The following is a 7,172-nucleotide window of genomic DNA, read 5'->3' on the forward strand; positions in this document are numbered from 1 at the left end:
AAGCGACCCGCCCCCGGCCTCGCTCACGCCAGCGGCAGGTAGACCCGTGACCCGGAGGCGACGAACTCCTCCGACTTGCCGCGCATGCCCCGCGCCGCGTAGTCCTTCAACTCCTGGGTGATCTTCATGGAGCAGAACTTCGGCCCGCACATCGAGCAGAAGTGCGCGGTCTTCGCCGGCTCGGCGGGCAGAGTCGCGTCGTGGTACGCCCGCGCGGTCTCCGGGTCCAGCGCCAGGTTGAACTGGTCCTCCCAGCGGAACTCGAACCGGGCCTTCGACAGCGCATCGTCCCACGCCTGCGCGCCGGGGTGCCCCTTGGCCAGGTCGGCCGCGTGCGCGGCGATCTTGTACGCGATCACGCCCGCCTTCACGTCGTCGCGGTCGGGCAGCCCGAGGTGCTCCTTCGGGGTGACGTAGCAGAGCATCGCGGTGCCGAACATGCCGATCATCGCCGCGCCGATCGCGGAGGTGATGTGGTCGTACGCGGGCGCGACGTCGGTGGTCAGCGGGCCGAGCGTGTAGAACGGCGCCTCGTGGCACCACTCCTGCTGGAGGTCCACGTTCTCCTTGATCTTGTGCATCGGCACATGCCCGGGGCCCTCGATCATCACCTGGACGTCGTACTCCCAGGCAACCTTCGTCAGCTCACCGAGCGTGCGCAGCTCGGCGAACTGCGCCTCGTCGTTGGCGTCCGCGATGGAACCGGGGCGCAGGCCGTCACCGAGGGAGAACGTCACGTCGTACTTCGCGAGCAGCGAACACAGCTCCCGGAAGTTCGTGTAGAGGAAGTTCTCCTCGTGGTGCGCCAGGCACCAGGCCGCCATGATCGAGCCGCCCCGGGACACGATGCCGGTGACCCGGTCCACCGCCAGCGGCACGTACGGCAGCAGTACCCCGGCGTGCACGGTCATGTAGTCGACGCCCTGCTCCGCCTGCTCGATGACGGTTTCGCGGAACACCTCCCAGCTCAGCTTCACCGGGTCGCCGCCGACCTTCTCCAGCGCCTGGTAGATCGGCACCGTGCCGATCGGCACCGGCGCGTTCCGCACGATCGCCTCGCGGGTCTCGTGGATGCGCTTGCCGGTGGACAGGTCCATCACGGTGTCCGCGCCCCACCGGGTGGCCCAGGTCAGCTTCTCCACCTCCTCGGCCACCGACGAGGTGACAGCCGAGGTGCCGATGTTGGCGTTGACCTTCACCAGGAACGCCTTGCCGATGACGGCCGGCTCGCACTCGGGGTGGTTGACGTTGAGCGGCAGCACGGCCCGCCCGGCCGCGATCTCGTCCCGGACGAACTCCGGCGCCACCGACTCCCGGACCGCCACGAACTCCATCTCCGGAGTGACGATCCCGGCCCGGGCGTACGCGAGCTGCGTCGGCCGCTTCCCGTCCACACCCGCCAGCGGCGTGCCGGCGCCGCGTACCGGGGCCACGTCGCCGCGCTCGGCGATCCACTGACCACGCAGCGCGGGCAGCCCCACCTCCGGGTCGGAGCCGGGACCGGAGGTGTCGTAGAGCCGTACCGGCGGGTTGTCCCCGGTCAGCGTCACCTCGGCGAACGGCACCCGGACGTCCGGGCGTGACCCTTCCACGTACACCTTGCGACGTGCCTGCATGACAGCCTCCCTGTCGCTCATGCGGACCAGCCGAAGTGGTCCAGCGGGCCGCGTCCCGCGCCCAGCTCCCAGGTCCGCGCGCCGGTCAGCGCGCGGGTGACGTACTCCTTGGCGTCCGCCACCGCGACCGGCACCGCGTCGCCCGCGGCGAGCCGGACCGCGACGGCGGCCGAGAACGAACAGCCGGTGCCGTGGTTGTGCCGGGTGTCCACCCGGGGCGCGCGCAGCAGGCGGGTCGTCCCGCCGCCGGCGAGCACGTCCACCGACTCGCCGTCGGCGTCCACGTCGCCGCCGGTCACCACCACGAACGCCGGTCCGCGCGCCGCCAGCGCCTCCGCCGCCGCGACCATCTCCTCGACGGTGCCCACCGGGCCTCCGGTGAGGGCCGCGGCCTCCGCGCAGTTGGGCGTCGCCACCTCCGCGTACGGCAGCAGCCGCTCGACCGCCTCCACCACGCCGAGCCGGTGCCCGCTCGTGGCGACCAGCACCGGGTCGACGACCAGGTGCGGCAACCGCCCGGCCCGGGCCGCCTCGGCCACCGCGTCCGCGACCGCCGGGGTGCCGAGCATGCCGGTCTTCACGGCGCGCACGTCGAAGTCGCCGAGGACGCTGTCCATCTGGTCGCGCACTGTCTGCGGCGGCAGGGGCAGGACGGCGTCCACGCCCCGGGTGCTCTGCGCGGTGACGGCGGTGAGCACTGTGGTGCCGTACGCCCCGAGCGCGGCGAACGTCTTGAGGTCGGCCTGGATGCCCGCTCCTGCTCCGGAGTCGGAGCCGGCGATGCTGAGAACTGTTTTCGGCGTCACTGGTTTCCTTCACCGGTGGTTGCGGTTGAGGGCTGCGGCCGACCGTGCCCACTCCGGGCGGTCAGGCTTGATCCCTCCGTGGGCACGGTCGGCCGCAGCCCTGTCGCGTGCGGGCCTTCGTCCGATCGCGCGGGGTGGGTGCGCGCCACACGGGTGGCCGCCTCCTCGAAAGCTCTGCCCAACGTGGTGGCGGTTTCTCGCGGCTCCTGGGCGCGCATGATGGCTCCCAGGACTGCTACTCCTGTTGCGCCTGCCTCTACGCATGCGGTGACCTGGGCTGTGGTTTCGATGCCGCCCAGTGCCAGCACGGGCACCTTGCTTGCCGCGATCAGCTCGCGCAACCCGGTCGGCCGTAACGCCGGGCCGTAGCCGGGTTTCGTCCTTGTCTCGTAGACCGGGGACAGCGTGGCGTAGTGCTCGGTGGTGAGCCGGGCCAGCTCGGCGGTGTCGTGACAGGACCGGCCGACCAGTCCGACTGCGGGCGGCGGGTACGGGCCGGCGGCGGGCAGGTGCACCGCGTCCCCGTCGAGCGGATCGGGTCCGGCCACGACGAGCGTGCCGCCCGCCTCGGCGAGGATCGCGCGCAGCTCGACGGCGAGCGCGAGGCGTTCGGCGCGGGGCAGGTCCTTCTCCCGCAGCACCACCCAGCGCACTCCCCCGCCGACGGCCCCCGCGACCACGTCGACGAGCGCCCCCTTGGCGACCCGCCGATCGGTGAGCAGCACGACCCCGGTCGGGCCGGTGTAGATCTTGGTACGCGGCCGCCCCTCCACGGGCGCCTCCGTACCAAGATCCGCAACGCGTACGGCGGTCACAGGTCGGGCCGTCCCTCGTCGGGGGTGGACGGCAAGGCGTGGAAGCGGCGGGTGATGCGGCCCGCGCCGTACGCCAGGTGCCCGGCCTCGACCGCGTACCGCATGGCCGTGGCCATCGCCACCGGGTCGGCAGCCCGGGTCACGGCACTGGCCAGCAGCACCGCGTCGCAGCCCAGCTCCATCGCCAGGGCCGCGTCGGAGGCGGTGCCGATGCCCGCGTCGAGCACCACCGGCACGTCCACAGCCGCCCGGACCAGCCGGATGTGGTGCGGGTTGCCGATGCCCAGCCCGGAGCCGATCGGCGACCCGGCCGGCATCACCGCCGCGCAGCCCACGTCGGCCAGCCGCCGGGCCAGCACCGGATCGTCCGAGGTGTACGGCAGCACTGTGAACCCGTCGGCCACCAGTTCCTCGGCGGCGCGCAGCAGCTCCACCCCGTCGGGCAGGAGCGTGCGCTCGTCGCCGATCACCTCCAGCTTCACCCAGTCCGTGTCGAACGCCTCCCGGGCCAGGTGCGCCGTCTTCACCGCCTCCACGGCGGTGCGGCAGCCGGCCGTGTTCGGCAGCAGCCGTACGCCGCAGCGCTCCACCAGGTCGAGCAGGCCGCCCGAGCCGCCGGGCGTGGTGTCCACCCGGCGCAGCGCCAACGTCACCAGCTCGGTGCCGGAGGCGCGGATCGCCTGCTCCAGCACGTGCAGGTTGGCCGCGCCGCCGGTGCCGAGGATGAGCCGCGAGCCGAACGCGACCCCGCCGATCTCCAGTGTGGACATCCGTTCACCCGCCCTGGGTGGCGCTGAGTACCTCGACCCGGTCGCCGTCGCGCAGCACGCTCGCCGACCAGCCGCCGCGCGGCACCACCTCGCCGTTGACCGCTACGGCGAGCCCGCGCTCCCGGTCGGTGACGGTGCGGACCACCTCGGCGACGGTGACGCCCTCGGGCAACGTCCGGCCGGTGCCGTTGACGATCAGTTCCACGTGCGCTCCTTCCCGAAGCGGTCCGGGGTGAAGGGGGCGAGCGCGGGATCCGGCTCGCCGGTGACGATCAGCTCGGTGACCAGGTCGGCGGTGACCGGGGTGAGCACGATGCCGTGCCGGTGGTGCCCGGTCGCCGCGAGGACGCCCGGCTGCCCCGGCAGCGGCCCGATGATCGGCGCGTTGTCGGGCGTACCGGGGCGCAGCCCGGCGACTGCTTCCACCAGCTCGTACTCGACGAGTTCCGGCACCAGCTCCGCGGCGGCGCGCAGCAGTGTCAGCACGCCACCGGCGGTGACCTCGGTGTCCGCGCGCTCCTCCACGGTCGCCCCGACCACGACCTCACCGCTGTCCCGGGGCACCAGGTAGACCGGCTCGCTGTCCGCGTACCCCCGGATCACGTGCCGGAAGCCCGGCGGACCACCACCCGGCGCGCGCAGCCGCAGCACCTGGCCCTTGACCGGGCGGACCGGCAGGCCGGTCAGGCCCGCCGCGCCGCAGCCGGCCGCGACCACAGTGACCCGGGCGTCCACCTCGGACAGCGCGCCGACGCGGGCCGGGCGCAGCTCCACGCCGGCGCGCTCCACGGCCGTCCGCAACGCGGCGACCAGCCGTCGCGGATCCACTTGGTGGTCGCCGGGGGCCACCGCGCCGCCACGCACGCGCGGTGCCAGCGCCGGCTCGCGGTCGCGCAGCTCCGAGGGGCGCAGCGGCGTGATCGGCAGTCCCAGACCCCGTTGGTACGACCACAGCCGCCCCGCCTCGGCCAGGTCGTCGGCGGTGAGCCCGACGACGAGCGTGCCCTCGGTGCGGTAGCCGAGGTCGACGCCGCTCGCCCCGGCCAGCTCGGCGGCGAAGCCGGGCCAGCGGGCGGCGGACCCGACGAGAAGCGCTGTGAGTTCGTGCTCACCGAAGTACGCCTCCGCGACCGGCGACAGCATCCCGGCGGCCACCGCCGAGGCGCCCGACCCGGGCCGGTCGTCGTGCACCACCACGCGCAGTCCGCGCTGCGCGCACCGCCACGCGATCGCGAGTCCCACCGGCCCGGCGCCCACCACCGCCACGTCGGTAAGGAAGGGCCCCCTGTTAACGCCTCCGGTAGAGGAAGGGCCCCCTTTTAACACGTCAGCGCCTGCAGCAGCTCGGCGGTGGCGTGCGCCGGATCGGCAGCCAGGCTGAGCGCGCCGACCACCGCCACCCCGTACGCCCCGGCGGCCCGCAGCGCCGGCACGCTCGCGGCCGTCACCCCACCGATCGCGATCACCGGGACGCTGACCGCCTCGGCGACCGCGCGTATCCCCCCGGGGCCGATCGGGTCCGGCAGGCCGGACTTGGTGGTGGTGACGTGGCACGGGCCCACGCCCAGGTAGCTCGCGCCCGCATCCACGGCCGTACGGGCGCCCACCGGCTCCCGGGCGGTCGCGCCGAGCACCGCGTCCGGGCCGAGCACCCGGCGCGCGGCTGCGACCGGCAGATCGTCCGCGCCGACGTGGCCCCCGGCGCCGTCCACCGCGAGCGCCACGTGCAGCCGGTCGTTGACCAGGCACTGTGCCCCGTACGGCCGGCACGCCTCGGTCACCCGGCACGCCAGCTCGTACGCCTCCCGGTCGGTGGCGTCGTCCTCCACGCGCACCTGCACGACGAGTTCGGCGCCCGCCACGGGCAGGGCGGCACGCAGCACGGCGAGCGGGTCACGCCCCGGCCGGGTGTCGGTGATGAGATGCAGTCGTCCCAGGGACAGCACGGCAACGCTCCTCCCTGCGCCGGCATTACCCGGATCAGGTTCGACGGTCGGGGGCTCCCAGCCCCCCTCTCAGCCCGGTCCGCACCGGGCTCCCGTGGGTCACTTGCGGCCTACCGTACGACGCCTCCCGCCCGCACGGAACCCCGGGTGAGGTTTTTCCCAGGAACCGTTCACATGCCGTACCGGGGCAACAGGTGACCGTCTCGTCACGACACGCTGCCGGGATGTCCGTTCCCGCCCGTGTCCCGCGCCGCCTGGCGATCCTGCCGTTCCGGGGCAGCCATGCCGTCTCCGAAGGACTGCTCACCTGGACGATGCTGCGCGGGCCGACGTGGATCCGCCTGCTGCCGGACGTGTACGTGCACCGGGACGGACACCGCGCCGACGACCACCGGATGTGGTGCGAGGCGGTGGCGTTGCGCCTGCCGCCGGGTGCCGCACTGGCGGGACGCAGCGCCGCCTGGCTGTTCGGCGCGGACGTGCTCAGCCGCGACGCGCCGGTCACCGTGCTGCTGCCGAGCCCGGCCCGCATGCGTCCTCATCCACGGCTGCTGGTGACCCGGTCGCCCCTGCCCGAGTCGGACCGCACCCGGTTCGCGGGGCTGCCGGTCACGACCCCGCTGCGTACCGCGTTCGACCTGGGCCGGCAGGGCTCACTCGCCGAGGCGCTGGTCGCCGTCGAGGCGCTGCTGCGTCGCCGGGTCGTGAAGCTGCCCGTCCTGCGGGCCTACGCCGCCGACCGGCCGGGTTGGCCGGGCGCTCCGCTGCTGCGCGAGGTACTGACGATGGCCGAGCCGTTGAGCGAGTCCCCGATGGAGACGCGGCTGCGGCTGCTCCTCCTCGACGCCGGTCTCGGCCCGCTGACCGCCCAGCACGAGGTGCGCGCCGGCGGACGCTTCGTGGCCCGGGTGGACCTGGCCTGGCCGGCTCTCCGCCTCGCGGTCGAGTACGACGGCGACCACCACCGGGAACGGGCTCACTTCCGGCGGGACGTGGCGCGCCTGAACGCGCTCCGCGCGGCCGGGTGGGTCGTGCTCCGGTTCACCGTCGACGACGTGCTACGCCGGCCCGACGCCACTGTCGCCCTGGTGCGCCAGGCCCTGGCAGAACGTCGCGCCGCCGCGGCAAACCACTGATCCGCACCCGCAGCCCGCCGCACCCCGGCTCGCAACCCACAGCCCACAGCCCCACAGCCCCACAGCCCCACAGCCCCACAGCC

Annotated in this window: 8 protein-coding genes and 1 riboswitch; of the genes, 1 reads left to right on the forward strand and 7 read right to left on the reverse strand. The window is 74.1% G+C overall.

All coding sequences use genetic code 11. The features are described from left to right. Positions 1-23: 23 nt before the first annotated feature. From thiC to thiE, 7 genes are all read right to left on the reverse strand, one after another. On the reverse strand, positions 24-1,616 hold the full coding sequence (gene thiC, locus ABD52_RS04885; RefSeq protein WP_082171211.1) for a phosphomethylpyrimidine synthase ThiC: 1,593 nt from the start codon (positions 1,614-1,616) through the stop codon (positions 24-26). 17 nt (positions 1,617-1,633) lie between these two features. Beyond that, positions 1,634-2,422: a bifunctional hydroxymethylpyrimidine kinase/phosphomethylpyrimidine kinase gene (gene thiD, locus ABD52_RS04890; protein WP_047890913.1), complete on the reverse strand. Its 789-nt coding sequence runs from the start codon at positions 2,420-2,422 to the stop codon at positions 1,634-1,636. Next, positions 2,419-3,171 (reverse strand): thiamine phosphate synthase, encoded by a 753-nt coding sequence (locus tag ABD52_RS04895; protein WP_235437342.1) that lies wholly within the window; start codon positions 3,169-3,171, stop codon positions 2,419-2,421. The genes thiD and ABD52_RS04895 overlap by 4 nt, the downstream gene beginning before the upstream one ends. Before the next feature lie 62 nt (positions 3,172-3,233). Beyond that, positions 3,234-4,007, reverse strand: coding sequence for a thiazole synthase (locus tag ABD52_RS04900; protein ID WP_047890915.1), 774 nt, complete (start codon positions 4,005-4,007; stop codon positions 3,234-3,236). A gap of 4 nt (positions 4,008-4,011) precedes the next feature. Then, positions 4,012-4,212 carry a sulfur carrier protein ThiS gene (thiS, locus tag ABD52_RS04905; protein WP_013288601.1) on the reverse strand — a complete coding sequence of 67 codons (201 nt, stop codon included), beginning with the start codon at positions 4,210-4,212 and terminating at the stop codon, positions 4,012-4,014. Continuing rightward, positions 4,203-5,333 carry a glycine oxidase ThiO gene (thiO, locus tag ABD52_RS04910; protein WP_200905164.1) on the reverse strand — a complete coding sequence of 377 codons (1,131 nt, stop codon included), beginning with the start codon at positions 5,331-5,333 and terminating at the stop codon, positions 4,203-4,205. The genes thiS and thiO overlap by 10 nt, the downstream gene beginning before the upstream one ends. Next, positions 5,327-5,953, reverse strand: a complete 627-nt coding sequence (gene thiE / locus ABD52_RS04915; protein WP_047890917.1) for a thiamine phosphate synthase — start codon at positions 5,951-5,953, stop codon at positions 5,327-5,329. The genes thiO and thiE overlap by 7 nt, the downstream gene beginning before the upstream one ends. Beyond that, positions 5,948-6,059: riboswitch (TPP riboswitch) on the reverse strand. (Overlaps the previous gene by 6 nt.) A gap of 118 nt (positions 6,060-6,177) precedes the next feature. Here thiE and ABD52_RS04920 point away from each other — a divergent pair. Beyond that, positions 6,178-7,089 carry a DUF559 domain-containing protein gene (locus ABD52_RS04920; RefSeq protein WP_047890918.1) on the forward strand — a complete coding sequence of 304 codons (912 nt, stop codon included), beginning with the start codon at positions 6,178-6,180 and terminating at the stop codon, positions 7,087-7,089. Positions 7,090-7,172 lie beyond the last annotated feature (83 nt).

Source organism: Micromonospora sp. RV43 (assembly GCF_001029515.1).
GTDB lineage: Bacteria > Actinomycetota > Actinomycetes > Mycobacteriales > Micromonosporaceae > Micromonospora > Micromonospora aurantiaca.

Bases quoted from the DNA above. Each gene is read 5' to 3' on its own strand.
- thiC (WP_082171211.1), bottom strand. From the start codon at position 1,616: ATGCAGGCACGTCGCAAGGTGTACGTGGAAGGGTCACGCCCGGACGTC.
- ABD52_RS04900 (WP_047890915.1), bottom strand. From the start codon at position 4,007: ATGTCCACACTGGAGATCGGCGGGGTCGCGTTCGGCTCGCGGCTCATC.
- ABD52_RS04920 (WP_047890918.1), top strand. From the start codon at position 6,178: ATGTCCGTTCCCGCCCGTGTCCCGCGCCGCCTGGCGATCCTGCCGTTC.